Origin of the sequence: Cupriavidus sp. BIS7 (assembly GCF_000292345.1) — a bacterium.
Classification (GTDB): domain Bacteria; phylum Pseudomonadota; class Gammaproteobacteria; order Burkholderiales; family Burkholderiaceae; genus Cupriavidus.
This window is the reverse complement of record NZ_ALOU01000009.1, coordinates 133,872-158,775: the sequence shown is the minus strand read 5'-3', so window position 1 is coordinate 158,775 and position 24,904 is coordinate 133,872. Positions and strand designations below refer to the sequence as shown.

Sequence of the window (24,904 nt, the reverse complement as noted above, 5' to 3'; positions counted from 1 at the left end):
CGCTGAGGCCTTTGTGCGACTGCACGGGCCGACTGGGGGCGAACTGCACGTGCTGCTGGCCCTCTCGCAAGGGCTAAGCGGAATGGAGTCGGCAGGAATGCTCTGCATCAGCGAGCCAACGGTTCGCACCCACCTGCAGCACATCTACTCAAAAGCCGACACGACAAGGCAGGCCGATCTTCTGAGCCTGTTGCATGGCCTCACGCCGCCTGTTCGCGGTGACGCGCACTGAAGCGAGCGTTGGAGGGTGACCACAGCTGGATGCGGAGCCATCGCCGGGATGTCCGCATCAAGGTGACCGAGGCCATAGGCATTCCTCCCCATTCAGAAGCAAGGCGCTCTAATGGGGGCGGCGGCTAACTCAGCCCAACTACTCGGCGCGCCGAGCGACGGAAGGTGGTCGTCACCGCATCACCGTCGAGGTAGACACGGGCGAGAGTGGCGTCACGCAGTAGTGCCAGGGCGGCGGCGAAATCTCTCCATCGCGGTACTCGGCCGCCACCATCAAGGGGCCTGCGGGCGCGATCGCCGACATCTGCGTGGACTCGGGTTGTTCTGTTTTTTCGAACACGATTGATCATCGGATGTCATTGAAACCGGTAGTCTGCGAAGCGATACTGATCATGTATATACAAGCCTATACACGACCATCATGTATCCGCGTCCAGCCCTGGCCGATTTATCCGAACGAATTGTCTTGAGTGAAAACTCCTGTTTTCACGATGCTGAGATCCGCCCCCCCCGCGAGGCACTCGCGAGACCGCAAAGCGCTGGCATGTCCGAGGCGCCGCTGCGCATGCAGATCAACAAACTCGATCCCGAGGTCGCGGAGATTCCTGAGAGCGCCGCTCAACATACGGGCAGGCTGGTGCTTCGCCCACTTCCATAAATAAAGACGCCACAAAGGCGGTTCAAGGAGGGAGACAACATGGCAGACATATTGATAACGGCGTCAGGAGAAGGCGAACCCGCACGCGAGTCGGCGGTCGACAGCGCGGGCAGGTATCAGCCTGGCAAGGCCTGGGGCGTGGCGGCTGCGCTGACGGTTTTCGCTTCCATCAACTTTCTCGACAAGGTCGTGCTGGGCATGGTGGCCGTACCCCTCATGCGTGACCTGCACCTGAGTCCTACCGAGTTTGGCGTGGTCGCCAGCAGCTTCTTCTGGCTATTCACGATCTCGGCGGCGCTGGTGGGATTTATCGGCAACCGCCTGCCCGCGCGCTGGCTGCTGCTTGGCATGGCGCTGGTTTGGTCAGTCGTGCAGCTTCCGGTGATCTTTGCTGCGTCGGCCACAGCCCTGCTGGTGGGGCGCGTACTGCTGGGTGCGGGGGAGGGGCCGGCCTTTCCCGTTTCCGTGCACGCTCTTTACAAGTGGTTTCCCCATGAAAAGCGCAATCTTCCCGTCGCGCTGATCAGCCAGGGCGCTGTCATCGGCATGCTGGTGGCCGGGCTGATGGTGCCCTATATCACGCAACACTGGGGCTGGCGGGCCAACTTCATTGTGCTGGGCACCGTCTCCCTCCTCTGGGCGCTGGGGTGGCTGTGCTGGGGGCGTGAAGGCACGCTCCACACCGTGATACCTGCATCGGCAGGCGGAAATGCGGAGCGCCAGCGACGTCCTGTGCCCTATCGCAAATTGTTGACCGACGCGACAGTCCTGTGCAGCTGCGTAACGGGCTTCGCCGCGTACTGGGGTAGCGCGCTGACGCTTACATGGCTACCGGCCTTCCTGGAGCGAGGTCTTGGATATGACAGCGTTACTGCAGGACGGATGTTCGCCGTGATCGTCGCCGTTGGCACACCGGCCGCCATGGCGCTGAGTTGGTGCTCGCAGTCAATGTTGAAGCGCGGCGTCTCCTCGCGTATCGCGCGCTGCATGTTCAGTTGTGGTTGCGTAGGAATCGGCGGCTTGATCCTCCTGCTCTTTCCGTCGATTGCGACCACGCCAGGCGGCAGGGTGGCCATGCTGGCCGTGGCGTCGACGTTGCCGCCCCTGGCGTTCTCACTCGGACCGGCTGTGCTGGGCGAGATCGTGCCAGACGCACAACGCAGCGGCATGATCGCCCTGTACACCGCCGTGAGCACTTGCGCCGGCGCCATCGCACCCATCGTCATGGGACGCGTTTTGCAAACACATGGGGGAAGCAGCCTGAACAGCTTCGAGTTCGGCTTTATGGTGTGTGGTGCGGTGATGGTGGCAGGCGCTGTGGTTGGAGTGCTGGGCCAAGATCCGGCGCGCTCGTTGCGAAATCTGCGTGACTGATCGCTGCACCGGGATGAAAGTCGCCGATTGCAGGGGCAGACGGAAGAGGGTGGAGTTGAGTTGTCGAATCGGCTGTCGTAAAGCTTGCCAAGGAGAGTTGACCATGTTGCACCCACAAGTTGAGGCGTTGTTGTGCCGAACGCGAGAAAGCGACGCACCGCCTCTTCAAGAATTGCCGCCCGAGCTGCTACGGGACGCCCAGCGAAAAGGCCGCCCGCTACTGCAACCCGATGCGCCGGAGGTGGGGTCTGTCCGCGACCTGCATGCCCCGGGTCCGAGAGGCCCCATTCCGTTGCGAAGCTACCGCCCGGCTGCCAGCAGCGCCGATGATCCCTTGCCCGTACTGGTGTACTTCCACGGAGGCGGCTTCGTATTTGGCGATCTTGATTCACATGACGGGCTCTGTCGCCAACTGACCAATGATTCGGGCTGCGCCGTCATCTCTGTCGACTACCGGCTGGCACCCGAACACCGCTTCCCTGCTGCGCCGGAAGACGCCATTGCTGCTGCCCGCTGGGTATACGGCAATGCGGCCGCGCTAAAGATCGATCCGCACCGTATGGCCGTCGGTGGTGACAGTGCCGGGGGCAACCTCGCGGCAGTGACTGCGCTGTGGGCGCGCGATACCGGCGACATGCCAATTGCGTTTCAGCTTCTGATCTACCCCAGCACCGATCAGCGCGAGCATTGGCCTTCACGTGTCAGTAACGCCCATGGCTATCTGCTCACCAAGGAGCTGATCGACTACTGCCACGATCTCTATATCACCGACCCGGCTCAGGATCTTGACTGGCGCGCTTCTCCGCTACTTCACTCCAGTCATGCCGACTTGCCGCCAGCCTTCATCATCACGGCTGGATATGACCCGCTGCGCGATGAAGGGATGCAGTACGCGCAGTCCATGACGAAGGCGGGAAGTCAGGCAACGCTGGTGAACTTTGAGCGTCAGATTCACGCCTTCATTGTGATGGGGCGCGTCAACGACGAAGCCAACGTAGCTGTCCAGATGTGTGCCTTTCAGCTTAAGCGGGCTCTCATGACCGGGTAACTCGTCAAGGGTTGTGGCCGTCCCTCATCAAACGGCACTACTTACGCGCCTATGAAGTTCGTGGAGTCGTTGTTGCGTGGCGCATAGGAGTGAGCTGGGAGCGCGTTATTCGACAACGACCATCGGTCTTGCTTGCGCACGGCGCGGGTTCTGCCGCAAGCGATGTTTCATCGAAGAAAAGTTCAAGCACGAGAGGGCTCCGGAAGGATGCCTGACGGACCCCGTTCGTCCCGATTCTTCCCGACGAGGCAATTTTGGACGGCAGTTGGTTAGGGTCATATGGCCGTTGACCCGCGATATATCAAAAATGATGAACCATGGAGGAGAGCAGGTAATGAAAAAGACGATTCTTGCGTTGGCTGCTGTTAGTGCATGCGGCGCAGCCGAAGCACAATCCAGCGTGACGTTGTACGGCGTTGCCGACGTCAATGTGGAGTACGTCAACCATGTCGGCGTAGTGCCGCAGGCGAGTAACGGTTTTAATCCAGGTCAGGGCGGCAAGGTCTTTCGCGAAGACGCCGGTGGATATTCCGGCTCGCGCTGGGGTCTGCGCGGGACCGAAGACCTTGGCGGCGGGATGAAGTCTGTCTTCGTCCTGGAAAGCGGCTTCAATAGCGATAACGGCGGCATGCAACAAGGCGGTCGTTTGTTCGGTCGTCAAGCCTATGTTGGCCTTGACACGGCATACGGCCAGTTCACCTTCGGTCGGCAGTATCACTCGCTGTTCCTCACGTTGGCCAACTTCGCCCCGGCACGATATGCCACTCAGTACGAGCCCGTCGGCGTGATCGCCGGTGCCAACTTCCGCGAGGACAATGTGGCGAAGTACACGGGAGTGTTCGGACCCTTCACGGCCATGGCACATTGGTCGTTCGGCGCGGGCATAGCGCTTCCGCAAGTCGATCCTGCTGTTCCGGCCGCTGGCGGTAACGGCGAAGTACCAGGGCAGTTCCGCCGTGACTCTGCCTATGGCGCGGGTCTGACCTATCTGGCCGAACGTTTTGGGGTGGCCATCGGCTATGACCAGTGGAATCCGACGATCGGCACTGGCAGTGCTACCTTCAAAAAGGCTGCGGTCATGGCAAGCTACGCGATCAATGGCACCGCGAAGGTAATGGGCGGTTACCGCTGGGGACAGAACAAGGACCAGAACGGCACCCTGATGCTTCGTGATGATTTCTACTGGGTCGGCGGTCAATACCGCTTCTCCTCCGCGCTCGATTTCACGCTCGAGTACGACTATCAGAACATAAAGAACCTGGGCGGGAACGCCAATGTTGCCAATCCTTGGCAGATTGCCCTGATTGCGGATTACACGTTATCGAAGCGGACTGACATTTACCTGACGACGGCTTACTCAAGGAACGCTGGCCTGACCATGGATTCGGCAGCGAGTAACTTCGCAACCAGTCTTACGGTGAACAGTTACGTCCTTCCCTCTGGCCAGAACTCAATGGTTGGCGTTGCAGTGGGCATCCGCCATGTGTTCTGACGGCCGGCCATAGGGCGCTCACCTGCCGAGGTTGGTACGTGGGGGCGGTGGCTGGATGCCAGTGCTGCGTGGATCGCCTACACTACAAAACCCACAGACACAGCCGTTCCCGCGTGGCCGCCCTCCATGGCGCACATCTTCTTTGCCGCTTCGATTCAGCGACATATCGCGACGCCTGAGCGCGAGATCGATGCGCGGACGCTTGGCGAAGCGCTGGAGGCCGTCTTCGCGGTGCAGCCTCAGCTGCGCGGCTATATCCTTGACGATCAGGGATCGCTGCGAAGGCATCTCGCCGTGTTTATCGACGGCCGGCGGGTGCACGACCGACAACATCTGTCCGATGCGCTCGACGAGAAAAGCCACGTGTACGTCATACAGGCGCTGTCGGGCGGATAGCGGGATTTCTCACTCTTACCCGAGGAGGCATTCGACATGAGCGACCGATTGCTCGTCGCAACTCGAAAGGGATTGTTCGTACTGCAGGCCGATGGCGACGGCGGCTGGACTCTCGGCAAGCCGCAATTCGTTGGCGAGCCAGTGAGCATGGTGCTGCCTGACCGGCGCGACGGATCGCTGTATGCCGCGCTCAATCTCGGTCACTTCGGCGTGAAGCTGCATCGCCGGCGCGCGGGCATGGACGATTGGGAAGAGTGCGCGGTCCCTGTCTACCCGCCGCAGCCAACCGCCGAGCGCACCGGTGACGGCACAAACGCAAGTGCGGACAACGCGAGCGCCGCCGCGCCCAGTCCACCGTCTCCTCCCTGGACGCTTCAGCAAATCTGGTCGCTCGAAACCGGTGGCCGGGATGAGCCGGGCGTCCTGTGGGCCGGCACGATTCCAGGCGGGCTCTTCCGTTCCGATGATGGTGGCGATACATGGGTGCTCAACCGCGCGCTGTGGGATCGTCCGGAGCGCCCCGAATGGTTCGGGGGCGGTTACGACGCGCCGGGCATCCATTCGGTGATGGTTGACCCGCGCGACAGCCGGCACGTGACGATCGGCGTGTCGTGCGGCGGTGTCTGGCAAACCACCGACGGCGGCTCGACCTGGCGCGTGACTGCCGAAGGCATGGAGGCCGACTACATGCCGCCGGATCGGCGCGGCGATGCCAACGCGCAAGACCCGCACCGCGTCGTGCAATGCGCGGCCAACCCGGATGTACTGTGGACGCAGCACCACTGCGCAATCTTCCGCTCGACCGACGGGGCGGCGCACTGGCAGCGGATTGAAGCGCAGCCATCGAGCTTCGGCTTCGCGGTTGCCGTGCATCCGCGCGAGCCGGACACCGCGTGGTTCGTGCCCGCCGTGAAGGACCAATGCCGGATTCCGGTAGATGGCCAGTTCGTCGTCACGCGCACCCGGGATGGCGGACGCACGTTCGAGCGTTTTTCAACGGGGTTGCCGTCCGCACCGGCGTATGACCTGGTGTATCGGCACGGCCTCGCCGTAGATGACTCCGGCGCGCGCCTGGCGATGGGATCGACCACCGGCGCGCTATGGACGTCCGACGACGGCGGTGAAAGCTGGCATTTGATTTCAGCGCATTTGCCGCCCGTTTATTGTGTTCGTTTTGGATAAGGGCATTGGGTGGGCTAGTGCGCGATCGCCGCAAGGACCGCCTTGACGGCACCGGCGAATGCCCCCGGGGATTCGATTGACCGGTGCTGCACCGATTGCGTTGTTGCGTTGGCACTGGTGGGCCTCGGCGCGGAGTCTGGATTGGACGAGAACTTCACGATGGTCAGTGCCTGCTTCGGATTGATGTAGATCCGCTGGCCAAAGCGTCCACTCGCCTCGATCGAACCGTCGCCATCATTGACCTGGTACCAATAGTCCCGATAGCCGTAGTTGGCTCTGCCGGCGGCCAGGTTGCCTGCGGCGAACAGCGCCTGGTTGTTGTTGGGCGTCAGGGCGATGCGAACCGCCTTGCTGAGGTGCGCGTCCGGGTTCTCTCCCGAACTGGCCTTGCGTACGACTTCGGCGAAGCGGGCGGCATCGCGCAGGGTGGTGTTCATGCCGCCGCTCGCCATTGCAATGCCGAGCGGGTCAACCTGGATACTGGCCTCGTCCTCGGCGAACTTCGACCAGAGCCGGTCTGAAACCAGAGTGCTCCAGGACTGGCCAGTGATCCTGCTTAGCGCCCAGGCGATAGCCTCTGGCGAGCCGTTCTGATAGTAGAAGACGCCCGTCCCCGTCGTGTCCTGCGATCTGCGGGCGACCTTCAGGAAGTCATAGATATTGTCGGGCGCGCCGTCGCGGCGGGGAACAATGCCAACAGCACCGAACAGCCCAAGATCAGGCGGCAGGCTTGCCGGGTAGCTCACTGCCACCTCCATATCCAGATTCTGCTGAATCGTGGCTTCGCCGAATGGATTGCCGGCAAGTTCCGGCACGTAGGTTGCCAGTTTTGCGTGGGGATCCAGTCTTCCTTCGTCGATCAGCATGGCTGCAATCAAGCCAGTAATGGACTTCGTCATCGAAGCCCAGATGTGCTGCTGCCGAGGCCCGAACGAATCGAAGTAGCGCTCGTAGACGACTTTCCCCTTGTGAAGGACGATAAACCCGTCGGTGTAGGTATCGTGAAGGTAACTGGATAGCTTGATCTGCTGCCCGTCGACTTCGAACTGCACGTTATCAAGATCAGCCACCGGGCGTGAAGGAAGCGCAAGGGCTGACGACGCGCGTGAAATGCCGGCAGTGGGCGATGTCTCGCGCGCGTGGCGGAACGCCCATCGCAGGTTCGGTAGCTGGAATGCATTGGCCTTGGTGACGCGCTTGTCCGCTGGTGGCGGAAACCCCTGCATGACACCGAGCCTGACTGGGTCGGTGGTCTCGGCCTGATTTTGCACCTGCGCATATGCCGGTACGGATGCGGCAGCGAGCATTGCGGCCATCGCCATTGCTACGCCGATACCGTGCTTGTTTCCAGATTGCATGGTGTCTCCAGATGTCGTTTTGTTGCTTGCGGGCAGGCCAATCGGAACGCTACAAGGAGATCTCAATAAAGCGGATACGTCCCTGCCACGTCCTCCGTCCCGGAAAGGGCATCAGCGAAGCGGCGCTGCGAGCGTTGTGGATCGAGACAAACAGTGCCGAGCAGGCCGCAGCCCAGCAGTACGACGCCGCAAACAAGGCACGCCTGTTCAAATCCATGCGACGTCGATCCGCCTGCTGTTTCAATCAGCATGCCGGTGATGACCGGAGCGGCCAGGCCGGCGAGAGCGGCCAATCCGTTGCTCATGGCCAGCACGCCTGCACGCTGAACACTGGGCGTGACCTCGCCCAGCATGGCCGGGCCAACGGAATACATGATCAGCGACATGCCGCTGCCAAGCGCCAGCGCGACAGTCTTTGCGGTGGGCCCGAGCCCGGGGTACGCGAGTGCGGCAAGCAGCCCGCCTGCAAACACCAGCATGACAGACACAAAGAGGCCTCGTGCGATCCGCGACGGAACCCCGCGCGCCAGAAGGCGTTGAGAGAGCCATGCGAACCCCAGGCTCATTGGGGCCGTGACAGCAACGAACAGCGCAAATATCCTGCCGGCCGCATGCGCTTCGTAGCCGAGCCCGAGTTGCAGATAGGTCGGCAGCCAGGTGAGTGTCATCGCCAGAATCCAGTTCGCTGCAAAGTGACCGAGAAAGTTGCCCAACACGGTTCGGTCAGTCAGCAACACCGCGTATGGGATACGCTTCGCGCTCGAAGCATGCGCCACGCGCTCGAGGCTGCCTTCGGCACCGAAAACAAGCCAGGCGGCACACCACACCAGCCCCAGGGCAGCGAGTACAAGGAAATTCGCTCGCCAGCCCCAATGGGTGGTGATGGTGGGAATGGCAAGGCCGGCAATCAGCAGTCCGAGCGCGCTGCCCTGATGCAGCACGGCAATTGGCAGATTGCGCCTGGCATCTGGAAACCACTTGTAGATGGCATGTGTGGCGACGGGCGAGGCCGGCCCTTCACCGACGCCGAGCAACACGCGGCAGGCGATGATGACCCAGACGGAACTGGCAACCAGCATCGGCAACTGCAATACAGACCAGGCAGCGGCCATGGTCAGGAGCAGCCACTTGGTCGACAGACGGTTTGCCGCAAGTCCGCCAACTACTGCCGAGATTGAAAACAGCCAATTGAGGCTGCCACCGAGCAGGCCGAACTGTGTGGGCGTGAGATGAAGCTCGCGCATCATCGGCACTGAAACGAGGCCGAGCACCACCTTGTCGAGGAAGTTCACCAACATCATGAGCGCAAGCATGATCGCAATGGACCATGCTCGTGCGGGGCGATACTCTGAGCGTTCCGCTGTCATTCCTGTCTCCATACTTATGATCGCGTCGGCTTTCGTGCCGATCTATCGGGCCTTGTCAGATTTCGTGTTCGTCCAGTCCGGGAACGTGATCGCTGCCATCCGGAAGGCCGAGTGAGAACTTCACGGGGAAGCGCAGCGCAATGGTCTGGCCGTCGTCGAGTTCCCGGATCATGCCGCGCGCCCGCACATGGGGATCGGCAAATAGTTCGTCCGCCGCGAGCAGCGGTGACACCGGCAGATCATGCGCGCCCAGCGTGTCGAGCCAATCGGCCAACGTACGGCTTGCGAATATCGCCTTGAGCAATGCGTTGACCTCGGCCTTATGCGACTGACGACCCGCGCGGGTGGCGAATCGCTCATCCATCAGTGCAGGAAAGTCGCTGCCGATCGCTTCGCGAAAGTTCAGCCAGAACTTGTTCTCAAGAATGCCGAGCGCAAGATGGCGTCCGTCGCGCGTCTCGAACAGATCGTTATCCGGCATGACGGTTTGCGATTCCCATGGCCGGTCCGCATGCCCGCGTGCGGACCAGGCTGCCGGTGCGGTCCATGACATGACTGCATCGTGGATCGATACGTCGAGGTGTTGACCTCGCCCGTTCTGGCGCGAACTGAGAACTGCAACGGCCAGGGAAAGTGCCGCGTAGCTTGATGCCGCGTAGTCGGCCACGCGCACGCGCGGTCGCGCAACCTTGTCCTCCACCTGAACTGGTATCGACCAGAAGCCCGCCAGCGCGAGGTAGTTCAGATCGTGCCCGGCATGGCTTGCGTAGGGGCCGGTCTGGCCGAAACCGGAAATCGAGCAAAGCACGATCTTCGGGTTGACCTGCGCCAACGCATCGTAGCCAAGACCAAGGCGCTGCATGACGCCGGGCCGAAACCCTTCGACCACGGCGTCGGCATCGCGTACAAGGTCCAGGAACGCGGCTTTCCCGGCCGGCTGCTTGAGATCGAGCGCAATGGACTGCTTGCCACGATTGAACTGCGCGAAGACGGCTGGACCGAGCTGGCGGGATGTGTCGCCCACAGTGGGCGGCTCGACTTTAATAACGTCAGCGCCAAGCTGCTGCAACAACGCCGTGGCGTGCGGCCCGGGCAGCAGTTGACTCAGATCGACGATTCTCACACCGTTCAGGCAGGACCAGTCTGGTTTCACGTGTCTTCCCCGGTTGGCGATCAGGCGGACGCGCCCGCTGTATCGAGAATGGCCCGGGCAATCGTGTTGCGCTGGATCTCGCTGGTGCCGGTGAAGATGCGGAACATCCGAAGCTTGCGGAACGTCTGTTCGATCGGGTGGTGTCGCGTCACGCCAACATTGCCGTGAATCTGCACTGCCTTGTCCGCGATCTCGAAACAGCGCTCGGAGACAAACAGTTTGCAGGCGGCCGCCTTCATGCGCAGATCCCCACCGGCATCGGCGAGCATGGCCGTTTGCGCGATCATGCTTTCGCAAGCCCACAGCGCAGAAGCCATGTCGGCCAGCATGTGCTGGATTGCCTGGAAGCGGGCGATCGGGGCGCCGAACTGGCGGCGCGTGCGTGCGTAGTCGAGTGAGGCCTCATAGGCGGACGTGGCGAGACCGAGCATCGTCGGGCAGTGCAGCAGCCGATTGACGTTGATGCGCGACATGCCAAGCTTGAAGCCGTTGCCCAGGCCGCCAAAGACGTTGGCACTCGGCACGCGTACGTTGACGAACTCAATATCCGCATCGATGTGCTGGCCTGACATTGGCACGTATCGCTGGCTGACTGTCACGCCGGGCAGGTCCAGATCGACAAGCACGGCCGTGATGGCTGGCGGGGTGGCGCTGGCATCGGTCACGCACATGACAATCGCGAAGTCGGCGAACGGCGCGCCGCTGATGTAGTGCTTGACGCCATTGATCACCAGTTCGTCACCGTCCTGGACTGCGGTCGTCGTAATGCTCTGCGCATCGGAACCGGATTGCGGCTCGGTGAGTGCGAAACAGGTGGATTTTTCGCCGCGGATCACCGGTTCGAAGTAACGGGCGAGTTGCTGCGGCGTTGCGTACTTGAGCATGTTGCCGACCCGCGGCGGTCCACCGAGGTCACCCAGGACATGCGGCGCAAGTGCGGAGCCTGAAGCGGCAAGGTCGGCTTTCAGCGCGCACTGCTCAAGAACGGAGAAGCCTTTGCCGCCCAGTGCCGGCGGCAGGCACGATGCGTAGAAGCCGAGTTCGGCGGAACGGCGCCACACGCGCTGCAGCACCTCCTTTGGCCAGGCGTCTTCCGACCCGAGGGCCAGTTCGTGCTCCATCGGCATCAGCTCTTCGGCAATGAAGCGCCGGATGCCTTCGCGCGTCTGTTCAAACACGGGATTCTTGAGGTAATCGAACATGATTGGTCTCGCTGCTACTGTTAGTTGACGCGTCGCGCGGCGCCGTGCCAGTACGCTTCGCGGACGAGCTTGCGGGCAATCTTTCCGCTGGCGTTCTTGGGAAGGTCCGCGACGAAATTGACACTGCGCGGCAGCTTGTAATCGGCGAGCCGTGCGCGGCAGTGGTCGATGAGGTTGTCCGCGTCGACGCAGCGACCAGACTTGAGCACCACGACCGCCTTGACCGATTCGCCCCATTTTTCGTCAGGCACACCGACGACACAGGCTTCCAGTACGTCGGGGTGCTGGTAGAGCGACGCTTCGACTTCGGTTGGATACACGTTGAAGCCGCCCGAGATGATCATGTCCTTCTTGCGGTCGACGAGATAGACGAAGCCCTCTTCATCGGTGCGCGCCAGGTCTGCTGTCCTGAGCCAGCCGTCGACGAGCACTTCGCTGGTCAGTTCCGGTGCGCCCCAGTAGCCGCCGAACACGTCTGCACCGCGAATGATGATTTCGCCGATATCGTCGCCTGTCGCTTCACGCCCCTGTTCATCGACGACACGCACTTCCGTCTCGCCCAGCGGCCTGCCGCACGATGCAAGCCGCTCCGGACGATGCTTGAGCGCATAGGCGTGGTCGGCGATGCTCAGGCGAGTGACACCGGAGGTCGATTCGCTCAACCCATAGCCTTGCGACAGAACGGGGCCGATACGGGCCCACGCTTCCTCGATACGCGCTGGCGCCATGGGTGCGGCGCCGTAGCCGAGGGTCTTCAGGCTGCTCAGATCCGCATGCGCCAGTGCCGGTTCATTGAGCAGCATGTTGATCATCGCGGGCACCATGAAAGCGTGCGTGATCCGCAACCGCTGCGCCTGAGCCAGGAATTGGGCCGGCTCGAACGTATCGAACAGGACCAGCGTGGCGCCACAGTAAAGATATGGCTGCATCAACATGCCTGACGCGTGCGTGATCGGGCCGATCAGCGCCAGACGGTCGCCTGCCTGTGCGGGGCGGTCCATGCCGAGCAGGATCTTCCGCAACGACGCGATCCGATTGCCGTAGGTCTGCATCGCCGCCTTGATCTTGCCGGTCGAACCGGAGGAAAAATGCAGTACGGCCAGATCGTCCGCCGTGGTCGCCACGTCGGGCTCCTGCGCGCTGGCGCGAGTAATCAACGTCTCGTAGTCCGCGTAGCCTGCGCTGGCTTTCCCGATTGCGATGAAGGTTTCGACCGAACCGAAGCCCGGCGTGGCGGACGAGTAATCGGTAAATCCCGGGCCAGCAATCATTGCGCGCGGTGCGCAGTTTTCCACCACGTCGGACGCTTCGGCCGGCTTGAAGCGTGCATTGAGTGCGGCTTTTACCAGTCCGGCCTTGTACAGCGCACATTCGATTTCGACCAGTTCCGGGCAATTGCGGGCCTGGATCGCAACACGGTCGCCCTTTGTCAGCCCAAGACCCAGCAGGGCATTGGCAAGACGCGTCGAGCGTTCGTCCAGTTGGCGATATGTCAGTTGCCGGTCGCCATATAGCACGGCCGGTTGATCCCCCCAGTAGCGGGCAGCCCGCCGCAGGAAATATGCAAAGCTCACCTCTGTCTCCGTTCGTCTGCTTGCCATGAAGTCTGTAAGATGGCGGGCATTACCTCAATGAGGTAAAAGCTATAAACCCATAACCACGTGGAATGTCATGGAGACACGGGACCTGGACTATTTGCTGGCGGTGCAGGAGTACGGCGGCATCGGCAGGGCGGCTGAGGAACTGGGCATCAGCCAGCCCGCAGTGACCAAGGCAATTCAGAGGATGGAGGCGAAGGTTGGACTGCCGCTGTTCGAACGTACGGGAAATGGCGTGACGCCTACCCACGCAGGCATGCTGTTTATTGCCCGGGCACGAACGATCACGCTGGCATACGACGACGCCCTGAAGGAAATGCGCGCGCTGCGTGGCGGAGAACTGGGCATGGTGCGCATCGGCTATTCGCCGACCGTGCCAGGCGCACTCGTGCTGGGCGCCTGCCGCCAACTGATGAGCGAACGGCCAGCCGCACACTTGCGGCTACGCAGGCGGCTTGCGCAGGATCTGATGGATTTGCTGGTTGCAGGGGAACTGGACCTGGTCATCGCGCCGCAGCCGCAGCACGACGCGGGCGCGCTCTCGATCGTCCCGCTGTTCCACGATGCACTGTCCATCCTGGCCGACGAGGCGCATCCGCTGCACCGCAAACGCCGCGTGACGCTAGAGGACCTGTCCGAGCAGGAGTGGTTGCTGCCGGGGCCGACGATTCCGTTGCGCCAGCTGGTCGATGCCGCGTTCCAGCGGCGCGGTCTTGGCCTGCCGAAATTGCGCATCGAGACGGATTTCAGCAGTACGTCGCTGCTGCAATTGCTGCGAGGCACCACGATGCTCTGCATTGGCGGAACTGAAGCGCTCGGTATGTTGACAGGCCTGCGTGCGCTCAACCTCGATCCAGGCGAGCTGGATTTGCGCAGACATGTGGGCGTGATCCATCGAGCGGATGCTTATCTGCCACCGTTGGCGCAGCGCATGATCACACTGCTACAAGAGCGGGCGCGTTAAGCGGCGCTAACAAAACGATTCTGGCGTCGTTGCGCGGCCTTGGCCAGACTACTTGTACTGTCTGCGGCCGCGCGTCTAGCCAGAACCGCTTCGCTTCGTTTTGTTAGCGCCGCTAGCGGCATCGATCTCCCTAGCCGCGCCGCCTTGTTGTGTGCCGCATTGGTGGCATGCCCTTTTGTTGCGGGCTTTCCCGAGGTCAGTGTGAATTTATTTGACAGCATATCAAATAGACCCTAGATTATTGAGACGGTGGCATTTACGAAGGAGACAGCGTGACTGAACAAGACAAGCCGCAGGTGACGGCAGGGATGCGGGGTGCGTCGTGGGACACCCGCCTGATGAATCGCCCGTACCAGATGGTGCCTTATGCATTGGACACGGCCGACGGGCAGCGCACGCTCGGCTTTCTGTTCAGCGTGACCGGCAAGGAGAAGACCGTGGTCTCGCTGATGCATCCACGCGAGATGGCCATCACCCATTACCTTGTGCCGTTTGTGCTAGACGCGGGCTGCGCCTGCTGGGTGCAGGGACCTCGTTCGATCGGCAACGACCTGCGTCTGGAGCATGAGATTGCGCTGTTCGATGTCGCGGCGGGCATGGCACACCTGCGTGAGCTGGGTTTCGAGAAGATCGTCATGCTCGGCAACTCTGGCGGCGCCGGCCTCTATACGTTCTACAACCAGCAGGCGTTGACGCCGCGCGAGATGCGCATTGGCCGCACCCCCGGTGGCCGGCCAACGAACCTGGGCGAGCTGCACATGCCGGAGGTAGACGCCTTTATTTTGGTGTCGCCGCATCCGGGGCAGGGCAAGCTGCTGATGAGCGGCGTCGATCCGTCCGTGATTGACGAGGACGATCCCATGCAGACGGACCCGGCACTTGATCCGTTCTCGCAGGCCAATGGGTTCGATGTCGAAGCGGGCAGGGGACGCTACACGCCGGAGTTCGTCGAACGCTACCAGGCTGCGCAAATTGAACGTGTAGCGCGCATCGATGCGCGCGCCAAGGCGATGTTGCGCGCCAAGCACGAAGCGCGGCAGCGCGTAAAAGCGGGCACGGCCACGGAAGTGGATCGCCGGGTGGCAGCGCACGCACCGATCTTCGAAGTCTGGCGTACGGACGCCGACCTGCGTTCGTGGGATATCACGCTCGATCCCTCGGATCGCAAGACCGGTTCGCTTTGGGGCAAGGACCCGTTCGTGTCGAACTGGGGCAGTGTCGGCTTTGGCCGGGTGGTCACGCCTGAGTCGTGGCTGTCCACGTGGTCGGGTCTGTCGTCGAATGCAGCGCTGGACAAGACGCTGGGCGCGCTTCATCAACCCACGCTGTTGCTGGAGTACACCGGTGACCAATGCACATTCCCGGCCGACATTCGCGCGATCTACGAGCAGATTCCGGCGCCGCACAAGCGTCATATCCGCGTGCGCGGCAATCACCACGGCATGGCGCTAAGCCGCGAGGAAGAGTCCGGCCAGCAGATTGCCGGACGGCACATCGTCGATTGGCTCCGTGAAACCATGGTCTGAGCGACATCGCGCATACATATATAAATACAGAGGTAGACAAAGATGCTGCAACCCACCCGTGTACGACCGTCTGTGCTGCTCGACGGTGTGCGTTATCCCGATGAAGACCGACTGCATCGTTATGTGGCCGAGGCTTACCTCTCCGACGAGACCCTGGTCGATGCCTTGCGCCAATCGTTTCGCGAGCACCATGACCGTCTGGCGTTGGCAGGACCCGAGGGCGATTTCACGTATCGGGAACTGGACGAGCAGACCGACCGCCTGGGCGCCGCGCTGCTGGCGCTGGGGCTCAAGCCACTCGATCGCGCCGTCTTCCAGTGCGGCAACAGCAATGAATTGTTGCTGGCGTTCCTTGGCTGCCTGAAGGCCGGCATCATCCCGCTGTGTTCGCTTCAGGCGTTCCGCAAGCTCGAGATCGGCTACCTGGCCAATCTGTGCCAGGCCCGGCTGCATCTTGTTCAGGGCGATGATCCAAAGTTCGATGACGTGGCATTCGCCGAAGAGATGCAAGCCGAGGTACCAAGCCTTGCGTTCATCCTGCAGGCCCGTGGCGAACGCCGTGGTCGTGCCACGCTGCTGGCAGACCTGATCCGTGACATGCCGCTGGCACGGGCCCGGGAAATCCTGGCCGACGTCGAGTATGAACCGTTCCAGGCCGCCGTGTTCCAGTTGTCCGGCGGCACCACAGGCGTGCCGAAGATCATTCCTCGCTTCCAGAACGAATACCTCTACAACATGCGTGCGGTGGCGGCTTTCAATGGCTACACGCGCAACGACGTGCTGTTCTTTCCCACGCCGTACATGCATAACCTCAACATGGGCTGCTTCTTCGGGCCATTCCTGTTGAGCGGCGCGACAGTGACGGTGGCCCCCGATCTGTCCGAGAACACGCTGCAAGCGCTGGTACGCGACTACGAGCCGACCTGGTTTGGCGTAGCTGGCCCGATCCTGAACCGCATCGCTCCGGAACTGCTGCGGGGAACGGCCGCAGACAAGGCACGCCGCAGCTTCATCGTGCCCAAGAATGCGGCCAATCTTGAGCGCCTGACGGGCTCGCCCACCTACCACATCTTTGGCATGACAGAGGGCGTGATCATGTTCACCCGGCCGGAAGACCCGCCCGAGATTCGCGAGCAGTCGGTCGGGTGTCCAGTCTCGGCTGCCGACGAGGTGCGCATCGTGTATCCGGGCACCGAAGACGACGTAGCCGAGGGCGAAATCGGTGAAGCGCTGTTCCGCGGTCCCTACACGATCCGCGGGTACTACAAGTCCGAGAAGGAAGATGTCACGCGCTTCACGACCGATGGCTTCTATCGTTCGGGCGACCTGATGTCGTCGAGCATGGTCGACGGCAAGCGCTACTACTTCTTCCGTGGCCGTATCAAGGACGTCGTTGACCGTGGCGGCGAGAAGATCAACGCCGAGGAACTCGAGAACGTCATCAACGAGCATCCCGCCATCCTGGCAACCGCTGTGGTCGGGATGCCCGACAAGATCTACGGCGAGCGCGTCTGCGCGTTCGTACTACTCAAGCCCGCTGCAGCGGCTGGCCTGACGCTGTCCGACCTGACCCGGTATCTGGAGCAAGCGGGATTGGCCAAGTTCAAGTGGCCGGAGCGGCTGGAGATCATTCCGGAGTTTCCGCTCACCGCGTCCGGAAAACTCAGCAAGGTGATCCTGCGAGACCGCATCGTGCAGCAGCTAAAGGCTGAGGCTGAGAACGCTGCAGCCCAGCAAGCAAAGTGAAGAAGGAAGGTGACATGACCCAATCCACACAAGCCGCCCACGCCTCCGCGCCCGTTGTCGCGCTGCACGGCGTCCACCATACCGCCAGGCCCACATGGAAGCTTGCGGAAACCGTACATTTCTATCGGGACCTGCTCGGCCTGCCGTTGATCCACGCTATTTCGGCGAAGGGCTGGGGACCCGACAATCATGCTGACTTCCTGCATTTCTTCTTCGACAGTGGTAACCACAGCACCATTGCATTCTTCTACTACATCGGTACCGAGCGGCCCGACTGGCTGACCGTGCGAGAGCACTACCAGGACCGCGCCACGCACACCGCATGGCGCGTCCGTGATGAGGCGGAGTTGTTGCAGTGGCGTCAGCGCGTGGAGGCCGTCGGCATTCCGCTGCGCTACCAGATTCGGCACGAAGTCATCGAGTCGATTTACTTCAATGACCCGAACGGCTATCCGATCGAGATCACCTGGCAGGTGCGGCCGTTCAGCGATGCCGATAAGCAGGATGCCGCACTGACTATCGACTCGGCCATCGAACTCGAACGGGCACGTGACACCGGCGCTGCGTTTGCATCGATCGAGCCGGTGTGGCAGCGCAAGGCCGAACGCATCGAGGAAGCGACTGCGGACAAGGAGCGGGCATCGGTGTACGTGCTCGACGTTCCAGAGTTCGCAGCGCTGATCGACGTGGCGCGGAAGACCGACGGCTACCAGGCTACGGCACTTGGCAACGGCTATGTCCGCATCGACGGCAATCCGACACTGCAGTTCCGCCGCAAGGAACTCGGCTTCAAGCCGGCGGTCTGGTACGGCGCACTGACCGGTGGCCTGACGGGCCAGATCCGCCAGTTCGATATGGATGCGCTGGTGATTGCTCCGGGAGACGCGCAATGAAGGCGGCCATCATTGGCGGCGGGCCGGCTGGACTGTTCCTGTCGATCCTGCTGAAGGAGCGCATGCCGAACGCCGACATCGACGTCTTCGAACAGAATCCGGAGCACGCCACGTTTGGTTTCGGTGTGGTGCTGGCCGATACCGGCCTGTCGAACCTGCGCGCGGCATCACCGGTCGTGGTGGATCGCCTGGCCAGCGTCATGCGCTTCAACGACCAGCATTCGATCGTGTGCCACGAGCATCCCATCGTCATGAAGAAGCCCGGTGCGGGGGGCGGCGCTATTCCGCGCATCAGCCTGCTTTCGGTTCTGCAGCAGCGCGCACAGGAGCTTGGCGTGCGCGTGAGCTACAACAAACGGATTGCCGATTTCGATGCGCTGGATGCCGATCTGATTGTTGGCGCGGATGGCATCGGCTCGCAGTTGCGTACTGCCAACGAGGCGGGCTTTGGCACCACCCGCCGCATGTTGACGAACCACTTCGCCTGGTTTGGCGTGGAGAAGCCATTCGCGAGCCCGGCACTGGTTTTCCGGAAACATGAGGGTGGCTACTTCATCGCGCACTACTACCCGTACTCCGATTCGATGAGCACGTTTGTGGCCGAGTGCGATCATCAGACGTGGCTGGACTTCGGCATGGAGGAGATGAGCGCGGAGGCCCGGCAGTCGCTGTTCGAAAAGGTCTTCGCCCCCGAGCTGGCCGGGTATGGGTTGGTGTCGAACAACTCGATCTGGCGCCAGTTCCCGGTGATCCTCAATGCAAACTGGCACGTCGGCCGCCAGGTGCTGATTGGCGATGCGCTGACGAGCGCGCATTTCTCGATCGGTTCCGGCACCCGGATCGCCATGGAAGATGCCATGGCGCTGGCGGATGCCATCGTCGCCAATCCCGATGACGTACCGGCTGCACTGCAGCAGTACGAGGCTGCGCGCAAGCCGGAGAAGGCCAAGCTGATCAGCGCGTCCGAAGCGTCGTACAACTGGTACGAACGCATCCGAGAGTGGATGGATCTGCCGACCGCGCATGAGTTCGTGTTCCGTTTCATGACCCGGACAGGCCGCATCGATGCCGAACGCTTGCGTGCGCAGTTCCCCGCGCTGATGGCGGAGCTTGCCGCAGGCGGCGTCGCCGCGTCAGCCACGGCAGGCCAGCCATGATCCAGGCCACGGAGTATGTGCTCAGCGAAAGTCCGTTCGTTGTCAGGCGAAAGGTGCGATGGGGCGATTGCGATCCGGCCGGCGTGGTCTACACGGGTCGGTTCACCGACTACCTGCTCGGTGCGGTCGGCCTCTACACGACGCACATGGCCGGCGGCCACGGCAGGCTGGGCGAGGCGCACGGTGTGGGCACGCCTTGCAAGGCGATGCGGTTCGAGTTCATTGGCACGCTCTGGCCCGACGACGACATCGACGTCACCTGCACGGTGGAGGCGATTCGCACCCGCTCGTTCGACATTCGCTGCGTGGCACGCCGGCCCGATGGCGCGCCAGTGTTCGACGCCATGTTCTCGCCAATCTGCGTGCGGCTGGACAGGCGAGAGGGCACACCGATCCCCGAATCGCTGCGTGCGGTGCTGAGCCGCTTCCTGTCTCCCGCCCTTTGAAGTTTTTGGATTAGCCAAAGATGAAGTATCGAATCGGACAAATCGTGCCCAGCTCCAACATCACGATGGAGCGCGAGGTTCCCGCCATTTTCGCGGGCCGTATGCAGACGCTGCCCGAGCAGTTCAGCTTTCACTCCAGCCGGGTACGCATGCATCGCGTAGTGGCTGAGGAACTCGAGAAGATGAACCGCGACATGGGTCGCTGCGCGCTGGAACTTGCCGATGCGCGCGTCGATGTGATGAGCACCGCTTGCCTCGTGGCCACGATGTGCATGGGGAAGGGTTACCACCGGCAGGTCATCGAGGAACTGGGGGCGGCCGTGGACACTGCCATGGGCGCCGCACCGTATCGTCCCCAGATCATGACTTCGGCGGGTGCGCTGGTAGAGGAACTGAAGGACTTCGGCGCTCGGCGCATCTCGCTGATGGCGCCATACAGCGATGCGTTGACAAAGACCGTGGTCGAGTACATCGAGCACGAAGGCATCGAGGTCAAGGATGCGATCAACTTCTCGATCCTGGACAACCTGGAAGTTGGCGAGCGTAACCCCCTGCAATTGCTCGAAGACGTCAGGCGGCTGGACGTGAGGGGCGTGGATACGGTGGTGCTGTCGGCCTGCGTGCAGATGCCATCGCTGGCCGCCATCGAACAGGCGCAGCAGGCATTGGGTATCCCCGTGACGTCGACGGCTGTCTGCACGGCGCGGCAGATGCTGCGCAAGCTCGGCCTTTCCGCCAATGCCCCGAATGCCGGCGCCTACCTGGGTAGCCAGACCGGATTGCGCTGAACTTCGGCAATCCAAATCACAAGCGGCCGCCCACGAAGGCGCCGCATCAAGGAGACATGCTTCATGCAAACCGCCCCCAATACGCTGCCCCGCGTGTCCGGATGGATCTACGCGAGTGTGATTCTCGGTGCCGCACTTGGCATGCTGGCCGGCTACGCGCCATTGTTCAATGCCACGGCCGGCGTATTTGCCAGGCCCCTTGCGGCCGAGTTCGGCTGGGGGCGCTCCCAGGCCTCGCTGTCCTATGCCGCATCGATGTTTGGGTTGGCGATTATCAGTCCGGTCGTTGGCGCGATGATGGATCGGTTTGGCATTCGCCGCGTGATTGCCGGATCAGCAATCGTATTTGGCCTGGCCACGGCAGCGATGTCGCTTCAGAACGGCAGCATGCTGGTGTGGGTGGCACTTTCGATCGTCGTCGGTGTATCGGGTGCCGCGACATCGGTGCTCGGCTACCTGGCGGTGCTGCCGCAATGGTTTGACCGCCGCCTGGGGCTGGCGCTGGGCATCGCCATGTGCGGGCTGGGCGCGGGCACCGTGATCCTTCCTGTTACTGCGCAGTATCTGGTGACGACGTTCGGCTGGCGCATGGCCTATGTCGCCATGGGGTTTGGCTCTGTCGTTCTGTCGATGGTGGCCTGCGCGATGCTGCGCGAGCGTTTTCCGGGAACTGGCGGGGCCGGTCATGCATCGGCACCGGCGCCGGAAGGTGTGGCGTTGGCCACGGCACTGCGCAGTTACAGGCTCTGGGCAATCTGGCTGGTATTCGTGCTCAGTTCTGCCGCCACGTTGTCGCTGGGGCCACATCTGCCGTCGCTGTTCGCGGATCGGGGCTTCGATGCGGGCATGGCGGCGCGCAGCGCGTCGATGGTCGGCGTGGGCCTGCTGGTAGGGCGGCTGCTCACGGGCCTGCTGATCGATCGGATTCACGCGCCGCTGGTGGCCAGCGTGTTCTTCGTGGGCGGCGCCGTCGGGATAATCCTGCTGCGTGCGAACCACGACTACAACACATTGCTGGTGGCCACGATGCTGATCGGACTGACCATCGGCGCCGAAGGCGATCTGATTTCGTATCTCGTCCGTTCGTACTTCGGGCTCACATCGTTTGGTTCGCTGTTCGGCATCGCATTCTCCGGCTACGGACTGGGCGCGGTCATCGGCCCAATCGGGCTGGGTGCGTGGTTCGACCGGCATGGCAGCTACGATTTGCCGCTGCTGGTGCTGCCGTGCATGCTGGTTGCGGCTTCGGCCCTGGTGCTGTCCCTTGGCCGGTACCGCGTAGGCAGCCGGCATGGAGCGGTAGCGGTGGCATCAGCCTAGGGTGGGGCCCAAAGGTGGCATGGCGGGCGAACGCGGATAGAATTGGCGCACTACCAATTCCGAGTCGGTCCGCTTCGCCCATCATGCCTGCCGCACGTAAATCGCCTGCAGTAAAAGCCGCCGCGCCGCAACCAGCCAGCCCGGCGCCGCGTCGGCGCGGACGTCCGCCGCGGACGGAGTCGCCGATTGGCAATGAGCCGACCCTCAGCCGCACGGCTATCCTGCAGCACGCGATCGGCCTGGCCAAGACGACGCCGCTGGACCAGATCTCGATGGTTCAGCTTGCCAAGGACTTTGGCGTGGCGCCGGGGCTGATTCACTATTATCTGGGTGGCCGCGACCAACTGGTTTCAGGTGTGCTGAATGACTACTATCGCCAACGCACGCTGCGAATTCCACCACTGACGGGCGACTGGCGCGCCGACGTCGAGGGCATTGCGCGGCTCAGCTTCCAGGTTGCGGTGGAGAATCCCGGCGTCAGCAATTACGTGGCATCGCACAACCGGTACCGCCTGTTCCAGGAGGTCCAGCCAGGCGAAACCGACTATGGTCTCGAGTTCTTCAACCGCATGACGTCCGCCATCATGCAGGGCGGCTTCTCGTCCGAGCAGGTTTCGCTTGGCTATCACCTGCTGGCGCAATACCTGGTCGCGGCCAGCATGGCCGAAGCGTCGCGGCAGTTGCCTGCTTATCACCAGGCGTTCATTCAGAACAAGCTTGATTCGGTATCCGCCGAGCAGTATCCCGGCGCGCGCTTCGTCAGCAAGGCCTTCTCCCATCTCTCATCTGACACCGCGTTCGAAGAGGGCCTGCGCATCACGCTCGACGGCATCGACGCGTGGCCGCGCAACGCGAAGCCCGCGAAGAAGAAGAGCGCTCGCTCGGCATAACCGGCAGCGGGTAGCGATCAGTGGTCGCTGGTGTCCTCATGCGACTTGTGCTGCGATGCCATCTGTTCCTGCTGGGCGGGCGGAACGGGCTCGTAGTGACTGAGCTGGATCGTGTAGTTGCCGTGCCCGCCCGTGAGGCTGTTCAGGCGCGACTGGTAGTCGTTGAGCTCGGATAGCGGTACTTGTCCCGCGATAACGATGTTGCTGCCAACCGCGGTACGCGTGCCCCGGACCTGCCCGCGCTTGGTGGAGAGGTCGCTGATGATGTCGCCCATCGTCGCTTCGGGAATCGTCACCTCGATATCCACGATCGGCTCCAGCACGCTGGGCCGCGCCTTGAGCACGGCGTCGATGAATGCCTTGCGCCCCGCGACCATGAACGCCACTTCCTTCGAATCGACCGAATGGCTCTTGCCGTCGAACACCGTGACGCGCACGTCCTGCATCGGAAAGCCGGCCAGCGGCCCGCTATCAAGGACCTGGCGGATGCCTTTTTCAACGGCGGGAATGAACTGGCCCGGAATCGCGCCGCCCTTGACCGCGTCGACGAATTCAAAGCCGTTGCCACGCGGCAGCGGCTCGATACGGAGAAATACCTCGCCGAACTGACCGGCGCCGCCGGTCTGCTTCTTGTGCCGGTGATGCCCCTCGGCCTTGCCGTCGATGGTCTCGCGGTAGGCAATCCTGGGTGGCCGCGTCACGACATCGAGCTTGTAATGTTCGGTCAGGCGCTCCAGCGCGCAGCGCAGCTGGAGTTCGCCCAGGCCAAGTATCACGGTTTCATTGGTGCCGGCTGGATGCTCGACGCGCAGGCATGGGTCTCCCGCGGTGAGCTTCTGCAGCAGTTCCGACAGGCGCTGCTCGTTGCCCCGGCGCGCGGGCTCGATCGCCAGTCCATAGATCGGCTTGGGAAAATCCAGCGGGGCCAGGTGGATGTCGCCATCCTCGCTGGCATCATGCAACACGGCATCGAAGTTGATTTCGTCGATCTTCGCAACGGCGCAGATATCACCGGGGCCCGCCTGCGGCACTTCCACGCGATCCTTGCCCTGCAGCATCAGCAGATGTGCAACCTTGAACGGCTGGCGCCCATCGCCGATATAAAGCTGGCTGTCGCGCGTGACCGTGCCCTGGTGGATGCGAAACACAGCCAGTTTGCCGAGGTACGGATCGATGGCGATCTTGAAGACATGCGCCAGCACGTGCTTGTCCGGCAGCGGCTCGGCGCGAACGGTTTCCTGGTGTCCGCCCGTGTCACGGTAAAACAGCGGCGGGTTGCCCTCGGTTGGGTTGGGCAGCAACCGCACGAACACGTCGAGCAACTCCGTGATGCCGGTGCCATTGGCCGCCGACGTGAAGCAGATCGGCACCAGGTGGCCTTCGCGGAGCGCCCGCTCGAACGGCGCGTGCAACTGTTCGGGCGCGATTTGCTGGCCTTGCTCGAGGTAAAGCTCCATCAGTTCGGGATCCATCTCGACGACCTGATCGACGAGCGCCTCGTGCGCCGATGCCACGGACAGGAAATCGGCCTCGCCCGCCGGGTTGAAGAAGCAGTCGACGACCTCGGTGGCCCGCCCCGCCGGAAGGTTGATCGGCAGGCACTCCTTGCCGAACGCCTCCTGAATGTCGGCCAGCAGCGCGGGCAGATCGACCTTTTCCTTGTCGATGCCGTTGACGATGATCATCCGGCACAGCTTGCGCGCCTGCGCCCAGGCCATCATGCGGCGCGTCGTCATCTCGATGCCAGTCTGCGCATTGATGACGATGGCGGCTGTCTCGACAGCCGCCATCCCGCTCATCGACAGGCCAGAGAAGTCCGGATAGCCCGGCGTGTCGAGCAGGTAGATGCGGGTGTCGTGATAGTGGAGGTGGGCGATCGCGGTGGAGAGCGAATGTCGATACTTGCGCTCGAGCGGGTCGGAGTCACAGACCGTGGTGCCGCGCTCGACGCTGCCTGGGGTGTGCAGCGCACCTCCCTTGTGCAGCAGCGCTTCGATCAACGAGGTCTTGCCGCACCCCGTGTGCCCCAGCAGGGCGATCGTACGAATTGCCTCGGGACTATAAAGCATGGGGTGCCCTCGTCCAGCCGTTGCAGTCTGACCATTATTGGCGATA

At 62.4% G+C, this 24,904-nt stretch carries 22 protein-coding genes; 15 read left to right on the top strand and 7 right to left on the bottom strand.

What is annotated here, in order from left to right; genetic code table 11:
- Positions 1-13: 13 nt before the first annotated feature.
- The gene (locus B552_RS29125) at positions 14-232 is read left to right on the top strand and encodes a helix-turn-helix transcriptional regulator (RefSeq protein WP_348599224.1); all 219 of its coding nucleotides are present in this window, start codon (positions 14-16) and stop codon (positions 230-232) included.
- Between the two features lie 171 nt (positions 233-403).
- Here B552_RS29125 and B552_RS28715 read toward each other — a convergent pair whose 3' ends face one another.
- Positions 404-571, bottom strand: coding sequence for a hypothetical protein (locus B552_RS28715; protein WP_157160166.1), 168 nt, complete (start codon positions 569-571; stop codon positions 404-406).
- A 357-nt stretch (positions 572-928) separates the two neighbouring features.
- Between B552_RS28715 and B552_RS0103535 the strand changes: the two genes are divergently transcribed.
- The 5 genes from B552_RS0103535 (at position 929) to B552_RS0103515 (ending at position 6,381) form a co-directional block, all read left to right on the top strand.
- A complete protein-coding gene (locus B552_RS0103535; RefSeq protein ID WP_019447625.1) occupies positions 929-2,263 on the top strand; it encodes an MFS transporter in 1,335 nt (444 codons plus the stop codon).
- Between the two features lie 103 nt (positions 2,264-2,366).
- Positions 2,367-3,311, top strand: a complete 945-nt coding sequence (locus B552_RS0103530; protein WP_026035280.1) for an alpha/beta hydrolase — start codon at positions 2,367-2,369, stop codon at positions 3,309-3,311.
- Positions 3,312-3,645: 334 nt separating this feature from the next.
- Positions 3,646-4,803, top strand: a complete 1,158-nt coding sequence (locus B552_RS0103525) for a porin (protein ID WP_019447623.1) — start codon at positions 3,646-3,648, stop codon at positions 4,801-4,803.
- A 126-nt stretch (positions 4,804-4,929) separates the two neighbouring features.
- On the top strand, positions 4,930-5,199 hold the full coding sequence (locus tag B552_RS0103520; protein WP_019447622.1) for a MoaD/ThiS family protein: 270 nt from the start codon (positions 4,930-4,932) through the stop codon (positions 5,197-5,199).
- 36 nt (positions 5,200-5,235) lie between these two features.
- Positions 5,236-6,381 (top strand): hypothetical protein, encoded by a 1,146-nt coding sequence (locus tag B552_RS0103515; protein WP_026035279.1) that lies wholly within the window; start codon positions 5,236-5,238, stop codon positions 6,379-6,381.
- A 14-nt stretch (positions 6,382-6,395) separates the two neighbouring features.
- On the opposite strand, the gene B552_RS0103510 is transcribed toward B552_RS0103515, so the two are convergent.
- The 5 genes from B552_RS0103510 to B552_RS0103490 form a co-directional block, all read right to left on the bottom strand.
- Positions 6,396-7,739 (bottom strand): serine hydrolase, encoded by a 1,344-nt coding sequence (locus B552_RS0103510; protein ID WP_026035278.1) that lies wholly within the window; start codon positions 7,737-7,739, stop codon positions 6,396-6,398.
- Between the two features lie 62 nt (positions 7,740-7,801).
- Positions 7,802-9,106 carry an MFS transporter gene (locus B552_RS27080; protein WP_019447619.1) on the bottom strand — a complete coding sequence of 435 codons (1,305 nt, stop codon included), beginning with the start codon at positions 9,104-9,106 and terminating at the stop codon, positions 7,802-7,804.
- Positions 9,107-9,161: 55 nt separating this feature from the next.
- Positions 9,162-10,259, bottom strand: a complete 1,098-nt coding sequence (locus tag B552_RS0103500) for a CoA transferase (protein ID WP_026035277.1) — start codon at positions 10,257-10,259, stop codon at positions 9,162-9,164.
- A 20-nt stretch (positions 10,260-10,279) separates the two neighbouring features.
- On the bottom strand, positions 10,280-11,461 hold the full coding sequence (locus tag B552_RS0103495; RefSeq protein WP_019447617.1) for an acyl-CoA dehydrogenase family protein: 1,182 nt from the start codon (positions 11,459-11,461) through the stop codon (positions 10,280-10,282).
- Positions 11,462-11,481: 20 nt separating this feature from the next.
- Positions 11,482-13,035, bottom strand: a complete 1,554-nt coding sequence (locus tag B552_RS0103490; protein ID WP_019447616.1) for an AMP-binding protein — start codon at positions 13,033-13,035, stop codon at positions 11,482-11,484.
- A gap of 97 nt (positions 13,036-13,132) precedes the next feature.
- On the opposite strand from B552_RS0103490, the gene B552_RS0103485 reads away from it, so the two are divergent.
- The 9 genes from B552_RS0103485 (at position 13,133) to B552_RS0103445 (ending at position 22,789) form a co-directional block, all read left to right on the top strand.
- A complete protein-coding gene (locus B552_RS0103485) occupies positions 13,133-14,023 on the top strand; it encodes a LysR family transcriptional regulator (RefSeq protein ID WP_019447615.1) in 891 nt (296 codons plus the stop codon).
- Between the two features lie 338 nt (positions 14,024-14,361).
- Positions 14,362-15,549, top strand: a complete 1,188-nt coding sequence (locus tag B552_RS0103480) for a hypothetical protein (RefSeq protein ID WP_035879372.1) — start codon at positions 14,362-14,364, stop codon at positions 15,547-15,549.
- A gap of 42 nt (positions 15,550-15,591) precedes the next feature.
- A complete protein-coding gene (locus B552_RS0103475) occupies positions 15,592-17,295 on the top strand; it encodes an AMP-binding protein (protein ID WP_026035276.1) in 1,704 nt (567 codons plus the stop codon).
- A gap of 14 nt (positions 17,296-17,309) precedes the next feature.
- Positions 17,310-18,188, top strand: coding sequence for a VOC family protein (locus B552_RS0103470; protein WP_026035275.1), 879 nt, complete (start codon positions 17,310-17,312; stop codon positions 18,186-18,188).
- On the top strand, positions 18,185-19,345 hold the full coding sequence (locus B552_RS0103465; protein ID WP_019447611.1) for an FAD-dependent monooxygenase: 1,161 nt from the start codon (positions 18,185-18,187) through the stop codon (positions 19,343-19,345). Before B552_RS0103470 ends, B552_RS0103465 begins: the two co-directional genes overlap by 4 nt.
- A complete protein-coding gene (locus B552_RS0103460; protein WP_019447610.1) occupies positions 19,342-19,791 on the top strand; it encodes a thioesterase family protein in 450 nt (149 codons plus the stop codon). Before B552_RS0103465 ends, B552_RS0103460 begins: the two co-directional genes overlap by 4 nt.
- Before the next feature lie 20 nt (positions 19,792-19,811).
- On the top strand, positions 19,812-20,579 hold the full coding sequence (locus B552_RS0103455) for an Asp/Glu racemase (protein WP_019447609.1): 768 nt from the start codon (positions 19,812-19,814) through the stop codon (positions 20,577-20,579).
- Positions 20,580-20,642: 63 nt separating this feature from the next.
- The gene (locus B552_RS0103450) at positions 20,643-21,899 is read left to right on the top strand and encodes an MFS transporter (RefSeq protein WP_019447608.1); all 1,257 of its coding nucleotides are present in this window, start codon (positions 20,643-20,645) and stop codon (positions 21,897-21,899) included.
- Positions 21,900-21,982: 83 nt separating this feature from the next.
- Entirely contained in the window at positions 21,983-22,789 is an 807-nt protein-coding gene (locus B552_RS0103445; protein ID WP_019447607.1) for a TetR/AcrR family transcriptional regulator C-terminal domain-containing protein, read from the top strand.
- A 17-nt stretch (positions 22,790-22,806) separates the two neighbouring features.
- Here B552_RS0103445 and fusA read toward each other — a convergent pair whose 3' ends face one another.
- Positions 22,807-24,858, bottom strand: coding sequence for an elongation factor G (gene fusA / locus B552_RS0103440; protein ID WP_019447606.1), 2,052 nt, complete (start codon positions 24,856-24,858; stop codon positions 22,807-22,809).
- Positions 24,859-24,904: the final 46 nt, after the last annotated feature.